The 21,778-nt window shown below is 72.3% G+C and carries 22 protein-coding genes; 12 read left to right on the top strand and 10 right to left on the bottom strand.

Annotated features, from left to right (window positions below):
- The first annotated feature begins 63 nt into the window (after positions 1 to 63).
- Positions 64 to 1,737 carry a hypothetical protein gene (locus ACSU6M_RS14475; protein WP_437070120.1) on the top strand — a complete coding sequence of 558 codons (1,674 nt, stop codon included), beginning with the start codon at positions 64 to 66 and terminating at the stop codon, positions 1,735 to 1,737.
- Here the strand turns inward: ACSU6M_RS14475 and ACSU6M_RS14470 are convergent.
- A complete protein-coding gene (locus ACSU6M_RS14470; protein WP_437075135.1) occupies positions 1,724 to 2,368 on the bottom strand; it encodes a MerR family transcriptional regulator in 645 nt (214 codons plus the stop codon). The two genes, ACSU6M_RS14475 and ACSU6M_RS14470, sit on opposite strands and share 14 nt — an antisense overlap.
- Before the next feature lie 158 nt (positions 2,369 to 2,526).
- On the opposite strand from ACSU6M_RS14470, the gene ACSU6M_RS14465 reads away from it, so the two are divergent.
- The 4 genes from ACSU6M_RS14465 (at position 2,527) to ACSU6M_RS14450 (ending at position 6,211) form a co-directional block, all read left to right on the top strand.
- Positions 2,527 to 4,071: a flavin-containing monooxygenase gene (locus tag ACSU6M_RS14465; protein ID WP_437070119.1), complete on the top strand. Its 1,545-nt coding sequence runs from the start codon at positions 2,527 to 2,529 to the stop codon at positions 4,069 to 4,071.
- Positions 4,068 to 5,057 (top strand): alpha/beta fold hydrolase, encoded by a 990-nt coding sequence (locus tag ACSU6M_RS14460; protein WP_437070118.1) that lies wholly within the window; start codon positions 4,068 to 4,070, stop codon positions 5,055 to 5,057. The genes ACSU6M_RS14465 and ACSU6M_RS14460 overlap by 4 nt, the downstream gene beginning before the upstream one ends.
- Positions 5,054 to 5,938: an SDR family oxidoreductase gene (locus ACSU6M_RS14455; RefSeq protein ID WP_437070117.1), complete on the top strand. Its 885-nt coding sequence runs from the start codon at positions 5,054 to 5,056 to the stop codon at positions 5,936 to 5,938. Before ACSU6M_RS14460 ends, ACSU6M_RS14455 begins: the two co-directional genes overlap by 4 nt.
- 87 nt (positions 5,939 to 6,025) lie before the next feature.
- Entirely contained in the window at positions 6,026 to 6,211 is a 186-nt protein-coding gene (locus tag ACSU6M_RS14450; RefSeq protein ID WP_437070116.1) for a hypothetical protein, read from the top strand.
- Positions 6,212 to 6,352: 141 nt separating this feature from the next.
- On the opposite strand, the gene ACSU6M_RS14445 is transcribed toward ACSU6M_RS14450, so the two are convergent.
- Entirely contained in the window at positions 6,353 to 9,718 is a 3,366-nt protein-coding gene (locus tag ACSU6M_RS14445; protein WP_437070115.1) for a S41 family peptidase, read from the bottom strand.
- Between the two features lie 241 nt (positions 9,719 to 9,959).
- Here ACSU6M_RS14445 and ACSU6M_RS14440 point away from each other — a divergent pair, with 241 nt between their 5' ends.
- The 4 genes from ACSU6M_RS14440 (at position 9,960) to ACSU6M_RS14425 (ending at position 14,374) form a co-directional block, all read left to right on the top strand.
- Positions 9,960 to 10,559: a TetR/AcrR family transcriptional regulator gene (locus ACSU6M_RS14440; RefSeq protein WP_437070114.1), complete on the top strand. Its 600-nt coding sequence runs from the start codon at positions 9,960 to 9,962 to the stop codon at positions 10,557 to 10,559.
- A gap of 123 nt (positions 10,560 to 10,682) precedes the next feature.
- Complete coding sequence (locus ACSU6M_RS14435; protein WP_437070113.1) at positions 10,683 to 12,902, top strand: MMPL family transporter; 2,220 nt, start codon at positions 10,683 to 10,685, stop codon at positions 12,900 to 12,902.
- Positions 12,903 to 13,028: 126 nt separating this feature from the next.
- On the top strand, positions 13,029 to 13,532 hold the full coding sequence (locus ACSU6M_RS14430; RefSeq protein ID WP_437070112.1) for a YbaK/EbsC family protein: 504 nt from the start codon (positions 13,029 to 13,031) through the stop codon (positions 13,530 to 13,532).
- Positions 13,529 to 14,374: an EamA family transporter gene (locus ACSU6M_RS14425; RefSeq protein WP_437070111.1), complete on the top strand. Its 846-nt coding sequence runs from the start codon at positions 13,529 to 13,531 to the stop codon at positions 14,372 to 14,374. Before ACSU6M_RS14430 ends, ACSU6M_RS14425 begins: the two co-directional genes overlap by 4 nt.
- A gap of 67 nt (positions 14,375 to 14,441) precedes the next feature.
- On the opposite strand, the gene ACSU6M_RS14420 is transcribed toward ACSU6M_RS14425, so the two are convergent.
- Positions 14,442 to 14,645: a DUF4287 domain-containing protein gene (locus ACSU6M_RS14420; RefSeq protein ID WP_437070110.1), complete on the bottom strand. Its 204-nt coding sequence runs from the start codon at positions 14,643 to 14,645 to the stop codon at positions 14,442 to 14,444.
- Position 14,646: 1 nt separating this feature from the next.
- The gene (locus ACSU6M_RS14415) at positions 14,647 to 15,228 is read right to left on the bottom strand and encodes a dihydrofolate reductase family protein (protein WP_437070109.1); all 582 of its coding nucleotides are present in this window, start codon (positions 15,226 to 15,228) and stop codon (positions 14,647 to 14,649) included.
- 113 nt (positions 15,229 to 15,341) lie between these two features.
- Between ACSU6M_RS14415 and ACSU6M_RS14410 the strand changes: the two genes are divergently transcribed.
- Complete coding sequence (locus tag ACSU6M_RS14410) at positions 15,342 to 15,968, top strand: TetR/AcrR family transcriptional regulator (RefSeq protein ID WP_437070108.1); 627 nt, start codon at positions 15,342 to 15,344, stop codon at positions 15,966 to 15,968.
- 70 nt (positions 15,969 to 16,038) lie between these two features.
- Positions 16,039 to 16,314 carry a DUF1876 domain-containing protein gene (locus ACSU6M_RS14405; RefSeq protein WP_437070107.1) on the top strand — a complete coding sequence of 92 codons (276 nt, stop codon included), beginning with the start codon at positions 16,039 to 16,041 and terminating at the stop codon, positions 16,312 to 16,314.
- A 3-nt stretch (positions 16,315 to 16,317) separates the two neighbouring features.
- Here the strand turns inward: ACSU6M_RS14405 and ACSU6M_RS14400 are convergent, their stop codons facing one another.
- The 6 genes from ACSU6M_RS14400 to ACSU6M_RS14375 form a co-directional block, all read right to left on the bottom strand.
- Positions 16,318 to 17,484, bottom strand: a complete 1,167-nt coding sequence (locus ACSU6M_RS14400; protein ID WP_437075134.1) for a serine hydrolase domain-containing protein — start codon at positions 17,482 to 17,484, stop codon at positions 16,318 to 16,320.
- 97 nt (positions 17,485 to 17,581) lie between these two features.
- Positions 17,582 to 18,028: an organic hydroperoxide resistance protein gene (locus tag ACSU6M_RS14395; protein ID WP_437070106.1), complete on the bottom strand. Its 447-nt coding sequence runs from the start codon at positions 18,026 to 18,028 to the stop codon at positions 17,582 to 17,584.
- 120 nt (positions 18,029 to 18,148) lie between these two features.
- Entirely contained in the window at positions 18,149 to 18,628 is a 480-nt protein-coding gene (locus ACSU6M_RS14390; protein WP_437070105.1) for a MarR family winged helix-turn-helix transcriptional regulator, read from the bottom strand.
- A complete protein-coding gene (locus tag ACSU6M_RS14385) occupies positions 18,625 to 19,386 on the bottom strand; it encodes an energy-coupling factor ABC transporter ATP-binding protein (protein ID WP_437070104.1) in 762 nt (253 codons plus the stop codon). Before ACSU6M_RS14385 ends, ACSU6M_RS14390 begins: the two co-directional genes overlap by 4 nt.
- Positions 19,374 to 20,135 (bottom strand): cobalt ECF transporter T component CbiQ, encoded by a 762-nt coding sequence (cbiQ, locus tag ACSU6M_RS14380; protein ID WP_437070103.1) that lies wholly within the window; start codon positions 20,133 to 20,135, stop codon positions 19,374 to 19,376. Before cbiQ ends, ACSU6M_RS14385 begins: the two co-directional genes overlap by 13 nt.
- Before the next feature lies 1 nt (position 20,136).
- The gene (locus ACSU6M_RS14375; protein ID WP_437070102.1) at positions 20,137 to 21,189 is read right to left on the bottom strand and encodes an energy-coupling factor ABC transporter permease; all 1,053 of its coding nucleotides are present in this window, start codon (positions 21,187 to 21,189) and stop codon (positions 20,137 to 20,139) included.
- Positions 21,190 to 21,356: 167 nt separating this feature from the next.
- On the opposite strand from ACSU6M_RS14375, the gene ACSU6M_RS14370 reads away from it, so the two are divergent.
- Positions 21,357 to 21,713 (top strand): SsgA family sporulation/cell division regulator, encoded by a 357-nt coding sequence (locus ACSU6M_RS14370; protein ID WP_437070101.1) that lies wholly within the window; start codon positions 21,357 to 21,359, stop codon positions 21,711 to 21,713.
- Positions 21,714 to 21,778: the final 65 nt, after the last annotated feature.

Raw genomic sequence — 21,778 nt, 5'->3', positions numbered from 1 at the left:
GTCCACTCCGTATACTCCGTCCGGAGCAGCCCTTCGAGCCCCGGCCAGAGAGTGCTACCCCCCATGACGAACCCCCCGCCCCCGCTGTCGCCCAACTACGCCGTGCAGATGACCCGCGTGTACCAGGAGAGCGTGGAGACGCACGGGAAGTGGCCGGTGGAGTACCAGTTCCGGGCGGCGCAGGGGGACCACCGGCATCTGCTGGTGGTGTTCTCGTCCGTGGGCAGCAAGTACGGCTTCGGCGGGGCGCTGGACAGCGTCAAGTGCCATGTCCTCAGGATCCGCGACCACTTCGACGGCGCCGCGTCCTACTACGTGGCCCGGAACATGGACTTCAGCGTCTCGGACTCCATCCAGGCGCTCATCCAGGACTTCATGCGCCGGCTGCGCGTGACCCGTGACCAGGTGACGCTGCTGGGCGCCTCCAAGGGCGGGAGCGCCGCGCTCTACTACGGCCTGAAGTACGACTACAAGAACATCATCGCGTCGACTCCGCAGTATTTCCTCGGCAGTTACTCCAAGGGCCACGGCCAGCTCGGCGATGCCGTGCTCGGCGAGGGGCAGCCCGACGAGAACGTGGCCGTGATGGACGAGGTGATGAAGGACGTCCTGGCGAAGGACAACGACCTCAAGCGGAACATCTACGTGGTCTCCTCGCCCGGCGACTACCAGTACGAGCAGGAGGTCGTGCACTATCTGCCGGCGCTGCGGGCGTACGAGAACTTCAACTTCCTGTTCGTGGACTCGCCGACCGTGCGGCGGCACGACGAGGTGGTCCGGCAGGCGCTGCCGTCGATCCTGAGCATCGTCTACGCGATGACGGAGGGTGTCGCGCCCCGCTGGGGCGAGGTCACCATCGGCTCCGAGCCGGAGGACCCGCAGGAGGCGGCCCGGTACCTGGCCGAACTGCGCGGCTCCGACACCGCCCTCGCCGTGCTCACCCGTGCCGTGTTCACGGACGGCGGTCTGCAGCTGAAGGGCCGGGCGTTCCTGCCGGGCGTGGGGGCCGAGGGACCGGTGGACGAGACCAAGACCCTGGTCCTGGAGAAGGACGGCAGGACGTGGACGTATCCGCTGGAGACGACCCCCGAGATCAGGCTCTACCGGGACTACTTCGACGAGTACTTCTGCGCGTACGAGAAGGGCGGGTTCGCCTCGCAGGGGGGACTGACCTTCGCCGACCTCCCGCAGGGCACCTATGACGTCTCCGTCTGGGTCAGCAGCGAGAAGGAGGGCATCTCCCGGCGCACCCGGCTGATCTCGGCGGCCGCGGTGGACCGGCGTCAGGTGTGCGGCGACTCGGAGGTGCTGTTCCGGGGCGGCAAGGGCGGACTGAGGCTGATCAAGAGGAGCATCGTCGGCGTGGACTCGCCGGGCGTGTGCTTCTCCCCCGTGAAGGTGGCGGAGAGCGAGCGCAGGCTCCACGCGGAGGGCGTCTTCTTCCTGCCCGGACGCAATGCCGACCGCGACGGGCACGCCCTGTACTACCTCGTGCTCGAAGGCCGGTCCGAGGTGCGTTCCTACGCGCTCGCCGCGAAGAAGAACCCCGGTGCCGTCCGCCCGCACAAGCAGCGGGGCGATCTCGGCACCTACGACTTCGGCTACTTCACCTCGGGCGCCGCGGGCATCGACGTCTGCGACCTCCCGCCGGGGAAGTACACCGTGCTCGTCTCGATGAGCGTGGGCGGCGCCCTGTTCACCAAGAAGGCCGGGAAGGTCAACCTCAAGAGGCGCTAGTAGGAGGTGTCTCGCCGCTCTTGCGCAGTCTGCGGTCCATCGCCAGGGAGAGCTCCGCCTCGACGACGCTGCGCGCCAGGGGGCGCAGGCGCTGGAGGTCCTCCTCGGGGGCGTGGCGCAGCACGAGGTCGGCGAAGAGGTCGGCGAGGGCGTCGGCGTGGGCGCGCACGCGGGAGGCGGCGGCGAGGACCTCGGCGAGCGGGATGCCCTCGCGGACCAGGGCGGCGGAGACGTCGAGGAGCCGGCGGCTGATGTGGACGATGTCCTCGCCGTCGGTGCCGAGGTAGCCGAGCTCCATGGCGGCGGCGAAGTTCTCCGGGGTGACCTCGCCCGCGAAGTGGTCGGCGAGCTCCTCGGGGGTGAGGCGGACCGGCTCCTCCTCGGTGGGTGTGCCGAGCCCCAGCAGGTCGCCGACGTCGCGGCCGTGGTCGAACGCCTCGGCGAGCTCGGCGATGCCGCTGAGGGTGTGGCCGCGCTCCAGCAGGGCGGCGATCGTGCGCAGGCGGGCCAGGTGGTGGTCGTCGTACCAGGCGATGCGGCCCTCGCGGCGGGGCGGCGGGATCAGCTTGCGCTCGCGGTAGAAGCGCAGGGTGCGCACCGTGATGCCGGCCAGCTCGGCCAGCTCCTCCATGCGGTATTCACGCTTCTCTGCCACACCGGAAGCCTATGTCGTACCGTCGGTAACTTTCCTCGGCCCGCCCCCTACCCATGAGTACGGTCCTCCTCTACTCTCCCCATTGCGCCAGTGTTCACTGGCAGAGTCCAAGAGCGATGCGCGGAGGCTTCGGGATGGCCAACGAACACGATCACGAACACGAGCATGTGCGGGTGGCGGTCGTCGGGTCCGGGTTCGGCGGACTGGGAGCCGCCGTACGGCTGCGGCGCGAGGGGATCACCGACTTCGTCGTCCTGGAGCGGGCGAGCAGCGTCGGCGGCACCTGGCGGGACAACAGCTACCCCGGCTGCGCCTGCGACGTGCCCTCGCACCTGTACTCCTTCTCCTTCGCCCCCAACCCCGACTGGCCCCGCACCTTCTCCGGACAGGAGCACATCCGCGCCTACCTGGAGCACGTCACCGACACCTTCGGACTGCGCCCGCACCTCCGCTTCGACTCCGAGGTCAAGCGGATGACCTGGGACGCCGACAAGCTGCTGTGGCGCATCGAGACCAGCTCCGGCACGCTCACCGCCGATGTCGTCGTCTCCGCCACCGGACCGCTGTCCGACCCGAAGATCCCCGAGATCCCCGGCCTGGACACCTTCCCCGGCAAGGTCTTCCACTCCGCCCGCTGGGACCACGACTACGACCTCACCGGCAAGCGCGTCGCCATGATCGGCACCGGCGCCTCCGCCATCCAGATCGTCCCGGCCATCCAGCCGAAGGTCGCCCGCCTCACCCTCTTCCAGCGCACCCCGCCGTGGGTCATGCCCCGCATGGACCGGGCGATCAGCGGCGCCGAGCGCGCCCTGCACCGCGCCCTGCCCTTCACCACCCAGCTGCGCCGCGGCCTGCTGTGGGGCATCCGCGAGCTTCAGGTCCAGGCGTTCACCAAGCACCCGAACGAGCTCGGTCTGGTCGAGAAGCTGGCCAAGCAGAACATGCACCGGGCCATCAAGGACCCGGCTCTGCGGGCCAAGCTCACCCCCGACTACCGCATCGGCTGCAAGCGGATCCTGCTGTCCAGCGAGTACTACCCGGCGATCGCCAGGCCCAATGTGGACGTCGTGGCCGGCGGCCTCGCCGAGATCCGCGGCTCCACGGTCGTCGCCGCCGACGGCACCGAGGCCGAGGTCGACGCGATCGTCTTCGGCACCGGCTTCCACGTCACCGACATGCCGATCGCCGAACGGGTCGTCGGCGCCGAGGGCAAGACCCTCGCCGAGGTGTGGAAGGGCGGCATGGAGGCGCTGCGCGGCGCGTCCGCCGCGGGCTTCCCGAACTGGATGACCATCATCGGCCCCAACACCGGCCTCGGGAACTCCTCCATGATCCTCATGATCGAGTCCCAGCTGAACTACATGGCCGACTATCTGCGCCAGCTCGACGTCCTGGGCGGCCGCGTCGCCCTCGACGCCCGCCCCAGCGCCGTGGGCGCCTGGAACCGCCGGGTGCAGGACCGGATGAAGCGCACGGTGTGGAACACCGGCGGCTGCACCAGCTGGTACCTGGACGCGAGCGGCCGCAACACCACCATCTGGCCCGGTACGACGACGGAGTTCCGGCGTGCCACGCGGCGCGTGGACCTCGGGGAGTACGCCGTGCTGCGCGAGTCCGGCGCCAGGAGGCCCGCCCTGAAGGCCGTACGCGAGCCGGCCGAGGACGTGACCGCATGAGCCGCCTCCGCCACGTCGCCACCGGCCCCTACGCCCCGCCCGTCCCCGCCCGCGTGCTGACCGCCGTCTCCGCGGACGGCGCCCGGCTGCACGTCGAGGTGCACGGCCCCGAGGACGCGCCCGCCGTCGTTCTCGCCCACGGCTGGACCTGCTCGACCGCGTTCTGGGCGGCGCAGATCCGCGACCTGGCCGCCGACCACAAGGTGATCGCCTACGACCAGCGCGGCCACGGACGCAGCCCCGCGAGCCCGGCATGCAGCACGGACACGCTCGCCGACGACCTGGAGGCCGTCCTCCTGGCCACACTCGCACCGGGCGAGAAGGCGGTGATCGCCGGTCACTCCATGGGCGGCATGACCGTCATGGCGGCCTCCGCCCGGCCCGCCTTCCGGGCGCACGCGGCGGCGGTGCTGCTGTGCAGCACGGGCAGTTCACGGCTGGTCGCCGAGTCCACGGTCGTCCCGCTGCGCGCGGGCCGGCTGCGGACCTGGCTGACCCGGCACATCCTCGGCTCGCGGGCGCCGCTCGGCCCGGTCACCCCGCTCGCCCGCCGCATCCTCAAGTACGCCACCATGGGCGCCGGTTCGGCCCCGCACATGGTCGAGGCGTGCGCGCGGATCGTGCACGCCTGCCCGCGCACCGTCCGGTACACCTGGGCCCATGTGCTGGAACTCCTCGATCTCGACCACGGGGTACGGGAGTTGCGCGTACCCACCGCGGTGATCGCCGGCAGTGCCGACCGGCTCACCCCCGCGGTGCACGCCCGCGCGCTGGCCGCCGCGCTGCCCCAGTGCGTCGGGGTCACCGAACTGGCCGGCGTGGGGCACATGACGCCGGTGGAGGCGCCGGAGGCGGTCACCGGCCGCATCCGGACCCTCGTCACGGAGTACGGCCGGGCCGGCGGCACGACGGACACCCAGTCCGGCGGCGCGGCGCGTGCGCAGGCCGACGCAACGACGTACACGCAGGTCAAGGAGGGCGCATGAGCAGGGTCAGTCTGCAGGGGCAGGTCGCGGTCGTCACGGGGGCGGCGCGCGGGGTCGGGGAACTGCTCGCCCGCAAGCTGTCGGCACGGGGCGCGGCCGTGGCGCTGGTCGGGCTGGAGCCGGACGCCCTCAAGGAGGTCTCCTCGCGGCTGCACGGCGACAGCGACCACTGGTACGCCGACGTCACCGATCACGAGGCCATGGCCCGCGTGGCCCGCGAGGTCAAGGAGCGGTTCGGGAAGGTCGACATCGTCGTCGCCAACGCGGGGGTCGCCAGCGGCGGTCCGTTCGTCGACTCCGACCCCGAGGCGTGGCGGCGGGTGATCGAGGTCAACCTCATCGGTTCGGCGGTGACGGCCCGCGCGTTCCTGCCGGTGCTGATGGAGAGCCGCGGCTATCTGCTCCAGATCGCCTCCCTCGCCGCCATCACCCCCGCGCCGATGATGACCGCGTACTGCGCCTCCAAGTCCGGCGTGGAGGCGTACGCGCACAGCCTGCGCGCCGAGGTCGGCTACAAGGGCGTGAAGGTGGGCGTGGGGTATCTGTCGTGGACCGACACCGACATGGTGCGCGGGGCCGATCAGGACGACGTCATGCGGGAGTTGCGCCAGCGGCTGCCGTGGCCGTCCAACAAGACCTACCCGCTGGGTCCGGCGGTGGACCGGATCGTCGCCGGCATCGAGCGCCGCTCCAGCCATGTCTACGGGCAGTGGTGGCTGCGCGGGATGCAGGGGGTGCGCGGTTATCTGCCGGGGATCATCGGCGTGGTCGGGCAGCGGGAGATGGCGCGGTTCGCGGACCGGCTGGAGGGGATGCGCCTCGGGCTGGTGGGCGCGGGCGGGAACGCCGACGAACAGCACAGGAACACGCTGCGTGACTGATCGACATGCGGACCGTCACCACCCATGTGAATCTGGTCGAGGCCCCGCAAGGGGCAGTTCCCTCACCCACCACAGGAGTGAACCCACATGGGTATGAAGGACCAGTTCCAGGACAAGGCCGAGCAGTGGCAGCAGCAGGGCAAGGAGAAGATGGAGCAGGCCAAGCGGCAGGCGCAGCAGCGCGGCCAGCAGCGTGGCCAGCAGCGTGACGAGGAGACGGAGCGCTCCCGCATGGAGGAGCAGGACCGTCTCGACCGCGACTACGACGCGTAGCCGCTGCCCTCGGCCTTGGCCGATTCACGTGGGGTGCCCCCCGTTTCGGGGGGCACCCTGCGTTGTTGGTCGTTCTCGGGCGCGGATGGTGGGGGGCACGAGATTCCCCACGCCCCTCAGGGGGTTGGCAGCGGCACGACCTCAGGGCGTGGACCGCGGCGGCAGTTTCGGGCGTGAGCGGTCAGGGGTGTGGCGGTGGTCCGGCGGGGTGGCCGGAGGGTGGGCCGACAGCAGGCGCAGGGCCAGCTGCACCGCGTCGTCCAGCTGGGCGTGGCGGCCCTCGGCCCAGTCCAGGGGGGTGCGCAGCACCTCCAGGTCGGGGGCGACGCCCTTGTTCTCCACGGACCAGCCGTAGGCGTCGAACCAGGCGGCGTTCATCGGGACCGTGATCACCGTGCCGTCGCCCAGTTGGTGACGGCCGGTCATGCCGACCACGCCGCCCCAGGTGCGCTGGCCGACGACCGGGCCGAGCTTCAGGAGTTTGAACGCGGCGGTGATCATGTCGCCGTCGGAGGAGGTGGCCTCGTCGGCGAGGGCGACGACCGGGCCGCGCGGGGCGTTGGAGGCGTAGGAGACGGGCTGGGCGTCACGGGTGAGGTCCCAGCCGAGGATCGTGCGGGTCAGTTTCTCGATGACGAGTTCGCTGATGTGGCCGCCCGCGTTGCCGCGTACGTCGACGATGAGCGCGGGCCGGGAGACCTCCATGCGCAGGTCGCGGTTGAACTGGGCCCAGCCCGAGCCGCCCATGTCCGGGATGTGGAGGTAGCCGCACTTGCCGCCGCTCAGCTCGCGGACCACCTCGCGGCGTTTGGCGACCCAGTCCTGGTAGCGCAGGGGGCGCTCGTCGGTGAGGGGGACGACGGCGACCCGGCGGGGGCGGCCGGCCTCGCCCTCGGCCGGGGTGAAGGTCAGCTCGACCGTCGTACCGCCCGCTCCGGCCAGCAGCGGGTAGGGTCCCGCGACCGGGTCGACGGGGCGGCCGTCGACATGGGTGAGGACCGCGCCCTCGCGGATGCCGGTGCCGGCCAGCGGGGAGCGGGCCTTGGAGTCGGAGGACTCGCCGGGCAGGATCCGCTTGACCGTCCAGTTGCCGTCCCGGCACACGAAGTTGGCGCCGAGCAGGCCCTGGAGGCGGCGGTAGTGCGGCGGGCCCTCGTTGCGGCGGGCGGCGCTGACATAGGCGTGCGAGGTGCCGAGTTCGCCGAGCACCTCGCGCAGCAGGTCGGCGAAGTCGTCGGGGGAGGCGACCTGTTCGACCAGCGGACGGTACTGGTCGAGGACGGCGTCCCAGTCGATGCCGCACATGCCCGGATCCCAGAAGTAGGCGCGGATCAGCCGGCCGGCCTCGTCGTAGGACTGCCGCCACTCGGCGCCCGGATCGACGGTGTGCAGGATGCGGCGCAGGTCGATCCAGACGGTGGAGTCGCTGTCGCCCGGCTCCGTCGCCGGTACGGCCCGCAGGTCGCCCTCGTCGACGACGACCATGCGGCTGCCGTCGCCGCTGACCGCGAACCAGTCGAGGTGCTGGACGAGTTCGGTCCGCTTGGCCTTGGTGATGGTGAAGTGTTCCAGCGTGGGGCGGCCGCTGGTGTCGTCGGGGTCGGCGAACGTCTCGCCGAGGGCGCCCGAGATCGGCCAGCGCAGCCACACCAGTCCGCCGCCCGCGACCGGGTGCAGCGCCGAGTACTTGGAGGCGGTGACCGGGAACGGCGTCACCCGGTTCGCCAGGCCCTCGATCTCGACGGTGACCGTGCCGCCGCCCTCCTCCTCCAGCGGGTCCATGCCGCCCGCGGCCGGCCGGCCCTCGGGGTTCAGGGCGAACGGGGAGGGGGTGGCCGAGGACAGCGGGACCAGGTAGGGGCGGCAGCCCAGCGGGAAGGACAGGTCGCCGGTGTGCACGTCGTAGACCGGGTCGAAGCCGCGCCAGGACAGGAACGCCAGATAGCGGCCGTCGCGGGTGAAGACCGGGTTCTCGTCCTCGAAGCGGCCGTCGGTGACGTCGACGATCATCCGGTCCTTGATCCGGGCCATCTTGATCTGCCGCAGCGAGCGGCCGATGCCCGGGTGCGACCAGGTCAGCCACGCCCCGTCGGGGGAGAACGCGAGGTCGCGCACGGGTCCGTTGACCGAGTGGATCAGCTCGGTGATCCGGCCGCCGGAGTCCCCGTCCGGATCGGGGCCTTCGGAGTCCATGGAGTCCGTGGAGTGCATGGAGTCCTCGGAGACCTTGGAGACCTCGGAGACCTCGGAGTCCTCGGAGTCCACGGAGTCCTCGGAGTCCACGGAGACCTCGGAGTCCTCCGTGACGTCGAGGAGGAGCAGCCGTCCGTCGTGCGAGGCGATGGCGAGGCGCTCCCCGTCCGGGTCGGACACCAGCTCCAGCACCCGCCCCAGCGCGCCCGAGGCCAGGCGGCGCGGTGCGCGGTCGCCGGTGGCGCGCGGCAGGTAGGCGATCTCGACGGCGTCCTCGCCCTCGGCGTCCGTCACATAGGCCACCTGGCCGCCCGAGCCGAGCATCTCCGGCAGCCGCACCCGTACGCCCGGCGTGTCGGTGATGGTGCGGGCCGGGCCGTCGCGGTGGGTGAGCCAGTACAGGCTGCCGCGGACGACGACCGCGCTGGCCCGGCCGGTGTCGTCGACCGAGATGCCGTCGACGTGCTGCGCGGCCGGCACCTGGTAGGGGCGGCGTCCCGCGCGCGGCCCGCTGAGTCGCACGTCGAGCCGGCGTGGCTCGGAGTCGGGGGTGAGGGCGTCCACGATCCACAGCTCTCCCGCGCACTGGTAGACCACCCGGGTGCCGTCGGTGGAGGCGCTGCGGGCGTAGAAGGCGTCGTGGTCGGTGTGGCGGCGCAGGTCGGTGCCGTCGTGGGCGCAGGAGTAGAGGTTGCCGACGCCCTCGTGGTCGGAGAGGAAGGCGATCCGGTCACCGACGAACATGGGGCAGGCCAGATGGCCGTCGATGTCCTTCAGCAGCCGCTCGCCGTGCAGCCAGAGGCGGCCCGTGGCGCCGCCCCGGTAGCGCTTCCAGGCCGCGGGTTCGTGCGGCGGGGTGCCGGTGAGCAGGAGGGTCCGGTGTCCGTCGGGGAGGTCGGCGACCTGGATGTCGGAGACCGGGCCCCAGGGGAGCTTGCGGCCGGGGTCGCCGTCGGGGGAGACCTTGTAGGCCCAGGTGAAGTAGGAGAAGGGCTCGCCGTGCGAGGCGACGGCGAGGATCGTGCCGTCCGGGGTCCAGCCGCACACGCGGGTGTCGGCGCTCCCCCAGTACGTCAGCTGACGGCTCGGCCCGCCGTCCACCGGCACCAGGTGCAGCTCGGGGACCAGGCTGCGCCAGCTGGTGTACGCGATGTGGCGGCCGTCGGGGGAGAAGCGGGGGTGGCCCAGCTTGGTCCGGTCGACTGTGAGCCGCCAGGCCCGGCCGGGTTCGTCCAGCGGGGCGAGCCAGAGGTCGTCCTCGGCCACGAAGCAGAGCAGGTCACCGCTGATGTGGGGCAGGCGCAGATAGCTCACACAGTCATGCTTTTCCCTGGGACGGAGTGGAGCAACTTGTGAATTTCCGGGCACCCGGGCGGCGGTGCGTCCCTGGGCGGTCCCTGGTGGGCCCCGGCGCGTCCCTGGTGGCCGCGTCCAGCCGCGTCCCTCAGTGACCCACCGCACGTACGAAACCGTTTCGTTTCGCAGCGATTCTGCGCTATATTCGACGGTGTACGAGTCAGGACACCGGGTCCTGCGGAGCGGAAGGGGTGAGGACATGGCTGAGGTCGCGACCCAGCGTCGCAGCCGGCTCACGCCCGAGCGCGCGGCCGAGCTGTACGAGGCGGTGCTCGATCTGCTCCGGGAAGTCGGCTACGACGCCCTCACCATGGACGCCGTGGCCGCCCGCACCCGGTCCAGCAAGGCCACGCTCTACCGCCAGTGGGGCGGCAAGGCCGAGCTGGTCGTCAAGGCCCTCCGGCACGGCAAGCCGGAGAAGATCGGCATGATCGACACCGGCTCGCTCCGCGGCGACCTGCACGCCCTCGTGGCGCTGGAGGACGACTGCACGATGGAGCGGAACTCCGCGCTGATGCGGGGCATCGCCATGGCGGTCCACCAGAACCCCGACCTGCGTCAGGCGTTCCAGGAGCAGCTGATCGAACCGGAGATGGCCGAGTTCCGGCGGGTGCTGCAGCGCGCGGTCGACCGGGGCGAGGTCCGCCCCGACTGCCCGGCGCTGGACTTCCTGCTCCACATGATGGTCGGCGGGTTCGTCACCCGCACCCTGCTGGACGACCGGCCGCCCACCCGGGCGTTCCTCATCTCGTACATGGATGCCGTGGTCCTCCCCGCCCTCGGCGTCCGAGCAGTCTGACCCCAATCCCCTCACCGGTACCTGACGTCACCGCTCACGTCGTCGGGCCGACCGCCCCTGCCTCCCCGCGGGGACGGTCAACCCTGCCCTGTACAACCCACGACCTGACCGGGAGTACGCCCCGTGGCCACGTTCCTCTACAAACTGGGCCGCCTCGCCTTCCGGCGACGGCACTTCGTCGCCCTGATATGGGTGGCGCTGCTGACCCTCGCCGGAGTCGGCGCGGCCAGCGCGCCCGCCCCCGGCACCACCTCGTTCTCCATCCCAGGCACCGAGGCGCAGAGGGCCTTCGACCTGCTGGAGGAGCGCTTCCCCGGCATGAGCGCCGACGGGGCCACCGCCCGCGTCGTCTTCAAGGCGCCCGCCGGGGAGAAGATGACGGACGCCGAGAACAAGGCGACCGTCGAGAAGACCGTCGAGGAGCTGTCGTCCGGCGCCGAGGTCGCCTCCGTCGCCGACCCGTACCAGGCGGGCGCCGTCAGCAAGTCCGGCGCGGTCGCCTACGCGCAGGTCAAGTACGACGTCTCCGGCATGGAGCTGAAGGACGCCACCCGCGACGCGCTGGAGGACGCCGCCGAGCGGGCCCGCGGGGCGGGGCTGACCGTCGAGGTCGGCGGTGACGCCCTCCAGGCCACCCCGCACACCGGCAGCAGCGAGATCATCGGTATCGCCGTCGCCGCGGTCGTCCTGGTCATCACCTTCGGCTCGCTGCTCGCCGCCGGTCTGCCGCTGCTCACCGCGATCATCGGCGTCGGCATCGGCGTCTCCACCATCACCGCCCTCGCCAAGGTCCTGGACCTGGGCTCCACCACCTCCACGCTGGCCACGATGATCGGTCTGGCGGTCGGCATCGACTACGCGCTGTTCATCGTCTCCCGCTACCGCGCCGAGCTGGCCGAGGGCCGCGAGCGCGAGGAGGCGGCGGGCCGGGCCGTGGGCACGGCGGGCTCCGCGGTGGTCTTCGCCGGTCTCACGGTCGTCATCGCCCTGGTCGGCCTCGCGGTCGTCAACATCCCGATGCTGACGAAGATGGGTGTGGCCGCGGCGGGCACGGTGGCCATCGCGGTTCTCATCGCGCTGACCCTCATCCCGGCGCTGCTGGGCTACGCGGGCCGCAAGGTGCGCCCGACCGGCGAGAAGTCCAAGCTGCTCGGCGGCGGCCGCGCGGCGAAGAAGCCGGCCGGCCCCAACATGGGCACCCGCTGGGCGAGCTTCGTGGTCCGCCGTCCGCTGGCGGTGCTCCTCGTGGGCATCGTCGGCCTGGGCGCGGCCGCGATCCCGGCCGCCTCCCTGGAGCTGGGCCTGCCCGACGACGGCTCCCAGCCCACCTCCACCACCCAGCGCCGCGCCTACGACCTGCTCACCGAGGGCTTCGGCCCCGGCTTCAACGGCCCCCTGATGGTGGTCGTCGACGCCAAGGACAGCAAGGACGCCGAGGCCGCGTTCGCCGAGACCGGTGAGCGCATCAAGGCCCTGGACAACGTCGTGACGGTCACCCCGGCCGCGCCCAACAAGGCCGGCGACACCGCCACCATCACGGTGATCCCCGACGCCAAGCCGTCCTCGGTGACGACGGAGGACCTGGTCCACGCGATCCGCGACACCGGCGCGGGCGTCACCTCGGACACCGGCGCCGAGGTCCTGGTCACGGGCGCCACGGCGATGAACATCGACGTCTCGCAGAAGCTCAACGACGCCCTGGTCCCGTATCTGATCCTGGTGGTCGGCCTCGCCTTCCTGCTGCTGATCGTGGTCTTCCGCTCGATCCTGGTCCCGCTGAAGGCGGCCCTCGGCTTCCTGCTGTCGGTCATGGCCGCGCTCGGTGCCGTGGTCGCGGTCTTCCAGTGGGGCTGGCTGGCCGGCCTGATGGGCGTGGAGGAGACCGGCCCGGTCATGTCGATGATGCCGATCTTCATGGTCGGTGTGGTCTTCGGCCTGGCGATGGACTACGAGGTCTTCCTGGTGACGCGGATGCGTGAGGCGTACGTGCACGGGGAGACGCCCGGCCAGGCCGTGGTGACCGGCTTCAAGCACGGCGCCCGGGTCGTCACCGCGGCCGCGGTGATCATGATGGCGGTGTTCGCGGGCTTCATCGGCTCCAGCGAGTCGATGGTCAAGATGATCGGCTTCGGCCTCGCCGTCGCCGTCTTCTTCGACGCCTTCATCGTCCGCATGGCCATCGTCCCGGCCGTCCTGGCGCTGCTGGGCAAGCGGGCCTGGTGGCTGCCGAAGTGGCTCGACCGCGTCCTGCCCAACGTCGACGTCGAGGGCGAGGGCCTGCGCACGGCCGACGGCGGCAGGGACGTGGACCCCGACGCGGAGAAGGAGCTGGTACGCGCCTGACGTACCGCCCCGACGCGGCTCGGCCGGCCGGTGAGGACCCCGTGGGGACGGGGGCCTCACCGGCTCTGCCGTTCCGGGGGCATAACCGGTCGCGTGGCCCCTGCAACCATCGCTACCGTGCCCTGCATGACGACGACCACTGAGGGGTCAGGAGCCCATCCCCGTTTCGCCGAAGCCCTGTCCGACGCCGGCCTCGACGGCCTGCTCGACCGCGTCCGGCGGTTCCCGGACGCGACCAGGACCGCCGGGGAGGCCGCCGCGGCGATCGGGTGCGAGCTGAGCCAGATCTGCAAGTCGCTGATCTTCGCGGCGGACGGGGTGCCGGTCCTGGTGCTGATGGACGGGGCCTCGCGCGTCGACGTGGAGCTGGTGCGCCGCGAGCTCGGGGCGGCGAAGGTGACACGGGCCGACGCGAACGTCGTACGGGAGACCACCGGGTACGCCATCGGCGGGGTGCCGCCGTTCGGGCACCGTACGCGCACACGGGTGCTGGCCGACCGGGGGCTGCTGGCGCACGAGGAGGTGTGGGCGGCGGCCGGGGATCCGCACGCCGTCTTCCCGATCGCCCCCGACGCCCTGGTCGCCCACGCGGGCGCGACGGTGGTGGACGTGCGCGAGCTCGCCGAGTGACGCCGCTGGTCGCCTCGGCGGTGCTGCTGGCCGCGGTCACGCACGCCGGGTGGAACGCCATCGCCCACAAGATCACCGACAAGCTGGTCGGGTTCACCCTCATCTCGGGCGGCGGGGTGGTGATCGGGCTCGTCCTCGCGCCGTTCGCGGCCTTCCCGGCGGCCGGGGCGTGGCCGTATCTCGCCGTCTCCGCCGTCCTCCACCTCGGCTACTACCTGCTGCTCATGCGCTCCTTCCGGCTCGGCGACTTCGGGCAGGCGTACCCCATCGCGCGCGGCAGCGCCCCGCTGGTCGTCACCGTGCTGGCCGCCCTGTTCGCCCACGAGATCCCCGACGGCTGGGCCGCGGCCGGCATCGCGCTGTCCTGTGCGGGGCTGACCGGTGTGGCGCTGTGGGGGCTGCGCGGGCGGCGGCCGGACTGGGCGGCGATCGGGGCCGCGCTGGCGACCGGCATGGCCATAGCCGCGTACACCGTGGTGGACGGTCTGGGCGTACGGGCCTCCGGGTCCGCCCTCGGGTACACCGCCTGGCTGATGATCGCCGAGGGGCTCGCCCTGCCCGCGTACGCGCTGTGGCGCTGGCGGGGCGGGACGCTCGCCGTGCTGCGGCCGGTCGCCGGGGTCGGGCTGCTGGGCGCGGTGCTGTCCGTGGCGGCGTACGGGCTGGTGCTGTGGGCGCAGACCCGCGCCGAGATGGCGCCCGTCGCGGCGCTCAGGGAGTCCTCGATCCTGGTGGGCGCGGCGATCGGCGCCGTCGTGTTCAAGGAGCGGTTCGGCGCGCCGCGGATCTGGGCGGCGGGGCTGCTGGTGGCCGGCATCGGGCTGATGCTGCACTCGGGGTGAGCGTCCGGCCCCGCGCCCGCGGCGCCGCCTCGCCGGCCCTGCCGAATCCGCCGCCCGACCGGTCTCGCTATGCGTCCCGGAGGGAGTGGGCGACCAGGGCGTCGGCGTGGCCGTGCCCCAGGCCGTGCTCGCTCTTGAGCCAGGCGACCAGCTCCCTGTGCCGGGTCAGCGGGGAGGCACGGATCAGCTCGATCCATTCGGCGACGGGGCGGCCGTACTTCTTCTCGATGGACGGGAAGTAGCTCGCGGGGCCCTTCACAGGGGTGCTCATCTCAGTGCGCGCCCTTCCCGCCGGCCCGGTCGAGGCGGTGGCGCAGCAGGACCACCTTGTCGTCGAAGGTCCTCGACTCGACCAGGTCGAGCGCGAGGCGCGGCAGCGGGGTGCGGAAGACCGGCCGGCCGCCGCCGAGCACGACCGGGTGGACGAAGACCTGGTACTCGTCGATCAGCCGGTGCTCGGTGAGGAAGGAGGCGAGCTCCGAGCCGCCGAAGAGGACCAGCCGGGCGCCGCCGTCCTTCAGTGCCGTCAGCTCCTCCACCACGTTCTCGCCGATCACGCGGGTGTTCCAGCCGGCCTCCTTCAGGGTGGTGGAGACGACGATCTTCGACGCCTCGCGCCACACCGGCGCGAAGGCCAGGTCGTGCGCGTCGGTGGTGAACTCCTCGGCGCGCGGCCAGTAGCCCGACATCAGCTCCCAGACCTTGCGGCCGTAGAGGAAGACATCGGCCTCGGCGGTGAGGGCCTGTGCGTACGCGGACGTCTCGCCGGCCATGTGGGGCCAGTCGAACTCGCCGTTCGGTCCCTCGATGAAGCCGTCCAGCGACTGGTGGACGAAGTGTGTGATCTTACCCATGTCGGATGACCCCAGAACCCTTGTGTACGATGTCCACATTCGGAGGGTGTGGCGATCCGCACCCCCCGAGCGATCTTGCAGCAGCCTAGGCGATGAAAGTGGATGCTGTCCACATGTCTTCCAAGCGTGACACCTACCGGCACGGCGATCTGCGCAACGCCCTGATCCAGGCCGGTCTCGCACTGGCCCGCGAGGGCGGCCCCGAGGCGGTCGTGCTGCGGGCCGCCACCCGGCAGGCGGGGGTCGTGCCCAATGCCGCCTACCGGCACTTCGCCGACCGTGCGGCCCTGCTGCACGCCGTCTCCCAGGCGGCCATGGCCGAGGTCGCCCGCACGATGGAGGCCGAGCAGGCCGCCCTGCCGGCCGCTTCGGACGAGGCGGCCGCGGCTCGCGCCCGCTTCCGTGCCGTCGGCACCGGCTATCTGCGCTTCGCCCGCGAGGAACCCGGCCTGTTCCGCACCGCCTTCCACGTCCCCGGCGACATGACCCACGCCGCCGACGACACCGCCGCGGGCGCGAGCGGCCGTACCCCCTTCGAACTCCTCGGCGAGGCGCTGGACGGGCTGGTCGAGCACGGACTGCTGCCCGCGGAGCGGCGGCCCGGCGCCGAGTTCCTCGCCTGGTCCGCGGTCCACGGCATCGCCGTGCTGATGATCGACGGCCCGTTGCGCGGACTGCTGCCGGAACAGGCCCGCGAGGCCGGCGAACACGTCATCGACATGGTCGAGCGCGGGATCTGACGCGGCTCAGTGGGTGCGGGGCCGCGTCGCCGGGGGCACCCTGGAAGCAGATGTTCCGGAGGTGATCGTCATGATGCACACCGCTGTCGGATGGCATGTCGAGCTGGAGTTCCAGGAGGACGACCAGCACACCAGGGCCGCGGCGATGGTGCGCCTGCCGGACGGGACCGAGGTACGGGGCCACGGCCGCGCCAGCAGGCACCACACCGACTCCAATCAGCCCCGTGTCGGGGAGGAGATCGCCGGCGCCCGCGCGCTGGACGAGATCGCGAGGAAGCTCCTCGGCAAGGCGCACGACGAGATCGACCAGGCGTCGGGGCGCACGTCCCACCCGATCCACATGTGAGGTCTACGCCGTGCCGGCGAGGGCCGTCCGTACGGCCCTCACCAGCGCCTGCGCCCTCGGGTCCGCCGTCACGCTCTGCCGGAAGCCGTTGGTGACATAGCCGAAGGCGATGCCGGAGGCGGGGTCGGCGAAGCCGAGGGCGCCGCCGCGGCCGGGGTGGCCGAAGGAGTCGGGGGACAGCAGCGGGGACGCGCTGCCGTGCAGCATGTAGCCGAGGCCGAAGCGGGTGCCGACGACCAGCACGCGGTCCGGGCCCGCCGACTGCTCGGCGCGGGCCAGGGCGGCCGTCTCGGGGGTGAACAGGCGGACGCCGTCGACCGGCCCGATCAGCGCCGCGTAGAAGCGGGCCAGTGCGTCGGCCGTCGCGATGCCGTTGGTGGCGGGCAGGGCCGCCGCGCGGTGGGCGGGCTCGTTCTGGTCGGGGAACGGGCTGATCGCCGCGAACGCCCGGCGGGTCAGGGAGCCGGGGTCGGCGTACGCCTCGGTGACCGACCGCTTCGGGCGGGTGCGCAGCCCGCCGACGGGCTCGGGCCCCTCCACGCGCCCGGACCGGCCGACCCGCCCCGCCTGCGCCTCGGGGAGTCCGAGCCACAGGTCCAGGCCCAGCGGCGCGGCGATCTCCGCCGCGATCCACTCACCGGCCCGGCGCCCCGTCACCCGCCGGGTCAGCTCGTCCACCAGCCAGCCGTACGTCAGCGCGTGGTAGCCGTGATCGGTGCCCGGCTCCCAGACGGGCGCCTGCGCGGCGACCGCCTGCGGCCCGCGCGCCGGGTCCAGGGACTCCTCGGGGGTGAGCGGAGTGTCCAGCACGGGCACCCCGGCCCGGTGGTCGAGCACATGCCGCACGAGCAGCCGCTCCTTGCCGTGCGCCTTGAACTCCGGCCAGTACGCGCCCACCGGCGCGTCCAGGTCCAGCTCGCCGCGCTGATGCAGCAGCAGCAGGACGGCGGCGGCGACGCCCTTGGTCGCCGAGCGCACGATCTGCGCGGTACCGCGCTCCCAGGGCTCGGTGCCGTCGACGTCCCGGACGCCGCCCCACAGGTCGACCACCCGCTGTCCGTCCCGGTACACGGCGACGGCCGCGCCCCGGTCGCCGAGCTGCTGGAAGTTGCGCAGGAACGCCTCCCTGACCGGCTCGAAGCCCTCGGCCACCGTGCCGTGCACCTTCACGTCCACGTCCGTACGTCCCTTCCGCCCCGCCTGTCCGGCTGCCTGCGACACAGGGTGCAACCATAGGCGGCCGCCTGCGATTCCTCGGTCGGGAGGGTCAGCCGAGCAGGATCGTGACGTCGATGTTGCCGCGGGTGGCGTTGGAGTACGGGCAGACCTCATGGGCGGCGTCCACCAGCCGCCCGGCGACCTCCTGGTCGAGGACCGGCAGCGAGACGCTGAGGGCGACCGCGAGGCCGTAGCCCTGGTGGGCGTTGGGGCCGATGCCGACCTTCGCGGCGACCGTGGAACCGGTCAGGTCCAGGCCCGCCCGGCGGCCGACCAGCACCAGGGCGTTGTGGAAGCAGGAGCTGTAGCCGGCCGCGAACAGCTGCTCGGGGTTGGTGCCGTTGCCGTCGCCGCCGAGCTCCGGGGGCATCGCGACCTTGAGGTCCAGCTGCCCGTCCTGGCTGGTGACATACCCGTCCCGGCCACCGTGCGCGGTCGCCTCGGCGACGTACACGATCTTCTTCGGGCGGGTGTCGACGGCGGCTTCCTCGATCACGGCTCGGTCCTCCCCCTGGCATGACACAGGTGTGTGCAACTACATCGTGCACAAGGTACCGGCGAGTAGGTTCGGGGGTGCGCACAGGGTGGGGCGACCGCCGGTAACACGGGAGCGGGGTCAGCGGGCGCGCTGCGCCGCCTCGTCCGCGCGCCGGGCGAGCCTGTGCAGCTCCTCGCGCAGCCGGGCGACCTCCGTGCCGTCGAGCCCCGTCGCCCCGAGCAGGGCGGCGGGGACGCGCGCCGCGCGCTCGCGCAGTTCCTCCGCCCGCCCGGTGCAGGCGACCAGGACGGAGCGCTCGTCGTGGGCCGCGCGCTCCCGGCGTACCAGGCCGGCCGCCTCCAGGCGCTTGAGCAGCGGCGAGATCGTGCCGTAGTCGAGGCGCAGGGCGGCGGCGAGGTCCTTGACCGTCGTCTCGCCGCGCTCCCAGAGGACCAGCAGGACGAGGTACTGCGGGTAGGTGAGGCCGAGCTCGTCGAGGAGCGGCCGGTAGGCGGCCGTCACCGCGCGCTGGGCCGCGTACAGCGCGAAGCACAGCTGCTCGTCCAGCAGCAGCGAGCCCGCGGGGGCCGCGGTGGTGTCCTCGTCCTGACCTGTCACGCGCCCATTGTCACGGACCGCGGGTCGAAGCCGAAGGGCAGCTCCAGGCGGTGGGCGCGCATCAGCGCGTCGTCGGAGAGCAGGGCGCCGGTGGGCCCGTCGGCGGCGATCACGCCCTCGCTGAGGATGAGCGAGCGCGGGCACAGCTCCAGGGCGTAGGGCAGGTCGTGGGTGACCATCAGCACCGTGACGTCCAACGAGCGCAGGATGTCGGCGAGTTCGCGGCGGGAGGCGGGGTCGAGGTTGGAGGACGGCTCGTCGAGGACGAGGATCTCCGGCTCCATCGCGAGCACGGTGGCGACGGCGACGCGGCGGCGCTGGCCGAAGGAGAGGTGGTGCGGCGGGCGGTCCTTGAAGGCGGCCATGCCGACCTGCTCCAGCGCCCGGTCCACCCGCGCCTCCAGCTCGGCGCCCTTGAGTCCGGCGGCGGCGGGCCCGAAGGCCACGTCCTCGCGGACCGTCGGCATGAACAGCTGGTCGTCGGGGTCCTGGAAGACGATCCCGACCTTGCGCCGGATCTCGGCCATGTGCTGCTTGCCGACCGGCAGCCCGGCGACGGTGACCGTGCCCGTGCCGCCGCTCAGGATGCCGTTGAGGTGCAGCACGAGGGTGGTCTTGCCGGCGCCGTTCGGGCCGAGCAGCGCGACCCGCTCGCCGCGGGCGATCGAGAAGTCCACGCCGAACAGGGCCTGATGGCCGTCGGGGTAGGCGAAGGCGAGGCCGGAGACCTCCAGGGAAGCGGTGCTCACAGGGTCCATCCCAACACGCAGACGACGAGGGCGGTGAACGGAAGGGCGAGGGCGTGCGTCCACTGCGCCCGGGAGGCGGTCACCTCGTCGATGACCGGCATGGCACCGGCGTACCCGCGGCTGATCATGGCCAGGTGGACGCGCTCACCGCGCTCGTAGGAGCGGATGAACAGCGCGCCCGCCGACTTCGCGAGGACACCCCAGTGCCTGACGCCGCTCGCCTCGAAGCCGCGGGACTCGCGGGCGATGCGCATGCGCCGCATCTCGTCGGTGATCAGGTCGCCGTAGCGGAGCATGAAGGAGGCGATCTGCACCAGCAGCGGCGGCAGCCTGAGGCGCTGGAGGCCCAGCAGCAGCTCGCGCAGCTCGGTGGTGGAGGCCAGCAGCACCGACGCGGCCACACCCAGGGTGCCCTTGGCCAGCACGTTCCAGGCGCCCCACAGTCCGCTGACGCTCAGCGACATGCCCAGCACCTCGGTGCGCTCGCCCTCCGCCACGAACGGCAGCAGCACCGCGAACGCCACGAACGGCACCTCGATCAGCAGCCGCTTGAGCAGGAAGCCCGCGGGCACCCGCGCGAACGCGGCGACGCAGGCCAGCAGCACCGCGTAGAGCCCGAAGGCCCACATCGCCTCGCGCGGGGTGGACACCACGACCACCACGAACGCGAACACGGCGACCAGCTTGGTGTGCGGCGGCAGCGCGTGCACGGGCGAGTGCCCGTGCCGGTACAGCCGGTGCGCGTGCCCCGCACCCATGTCAGACGCTCACCGAGGACGGCGAGGACGCCTCGGACTCGGGCGCCCGCCGCCTGCGCACCGCCCAGAACACGCCGGTGCCCGCGACGACCGTGACACCGACGCCGATGACGCCCGCCAGCCCCCCGGACAGGCGGGCGTCGTCGACGTCCTTCACGCCGTAGTCGGCGAGCGGGGAGTCCGCGATGTCGTGCTCCTCGGCCTTCTTGTCGATGCCGTGGTCGGCGGCGACCTTCTCCAGACCGTCGGGGTCGGCGGAGGCGTAGAAGCTGACGAACCCGGCCAGCACCAGCGAGGCGACCAGGCCGGCCGCCCACACCCTGCGGGTGGAGCGGGCCGCCACCGGGGCCGGCTCGGCGGCGGGCGCGTCGACCAGCTCGCCGTTCACCCGCAGCTTCAGCGGCTGCCGCAGGTCACGGGCGCCGTACACCAGGTCGGGGCGTACGGCGATGACGGCGCCGACGGTCAGCGCGGTGATCGCGGCCTCGCCGATGCCGATCAGGAAGTGCACGCCGACCATCGCGGCGGCCACCTTGCCGAGGGAGACGTCGGTGGTGCCGCCGATCGCGTACAGCGCGGTGAAGGCGAGCGCCGAGACCGGCACCGACAGCAGCGCGGCGACGAAGGTGGCGGCGGTCACCGAGCGGCGGGTGCGCGGCAGGAGCTTCACCAGGGCGCGGAAGACCGCGTAGGCGACGACGGTCGTCACGACCGCCATGTCGGTGATGTTCACCCCGAGCGCGGTCAGACCGCCGTCGGCGAACAGCACGCCCTGCATCAGCAGGACGACCGACACGCACAGCACCCCTGTGTAGGGGCCGACGAGGATCGCGGCCAGGGCTCCGCCGAGGAGGTGGCCGCTGGTTCCGGCGGCCACGGGGAAGTTGAGCATCTGCACCGCGAAGATGAACGCGGCCACCAGACCGGCCAGCGGCGCGGTGCGCTCGTCGAGTTCGCGGCGCGCGCCGCGCAGGCTCACGGCGACGGCGCCGGCGGCGACGACACCGGTGGCTATCGAGGTGGGCGCGTTGATGAATCCGTCAGGCACATGCACCGTTCGATGATAGTGGCTTAATGCGAACGGCTTGCAAGAGCGCAAAGGGCGCCAATCGGCATGTGAGACGCGCCCGCCCGAGCGGCATGATCCGGGAAATGTGGGACATTGGGAGAGAAGCGGAAGCGTGTCTTTCGCCTTGGTCACCGAGCGTAAGGGGACTGCCGATGTCTGTGATCGAGCAGTACGCACGAGCCCATATCGTCACGGACACCGACGTCACGGTTCAGGACAGCGGCGCGGTCCCCGTCATCCTGCGGTACGACCCCGACGCCGACCCCCGCTCCGTACGCATGCGGCTGCCCGGCACCCGCGAGTGGACCTTCCCTCGCTCCCTCCTCGAACAGGGCCTGCGCGCCCCCGCCGGTACCGGGGACGTGCGCGTGTGGCCGTGCGGGCGGGTGCAGGCCGTGGTCGAGTTCCACTCCGCGCACGGCGTCTCGGTGGTGCAGTTCGAGTCCAAGACGCTGATGCGCTTCCTGCGCCGCACCTACGCGGCCAGCGCGCAGCCCGTCGCCCACTGAGGGCAGGCCGGGGCGGCCGCCGGGGGTGGCCCGGAGCCCGCCGAGGCGCCCGCCGAGGAGCCCGC

Source organism: Streptomyces sp. enrichment culture, from assembly GCF_964272895.1.
Taxonomy (GTDB): Bacteria; Actinomycetota; Actinomycetes; order Streptomycetales; family Streptomycetaceae; genus Streptomyces.
Note: the sequence above shows the minus strand (reverse complement) of the source record. Positions and strands in the feature narration are given on the sequence as shown.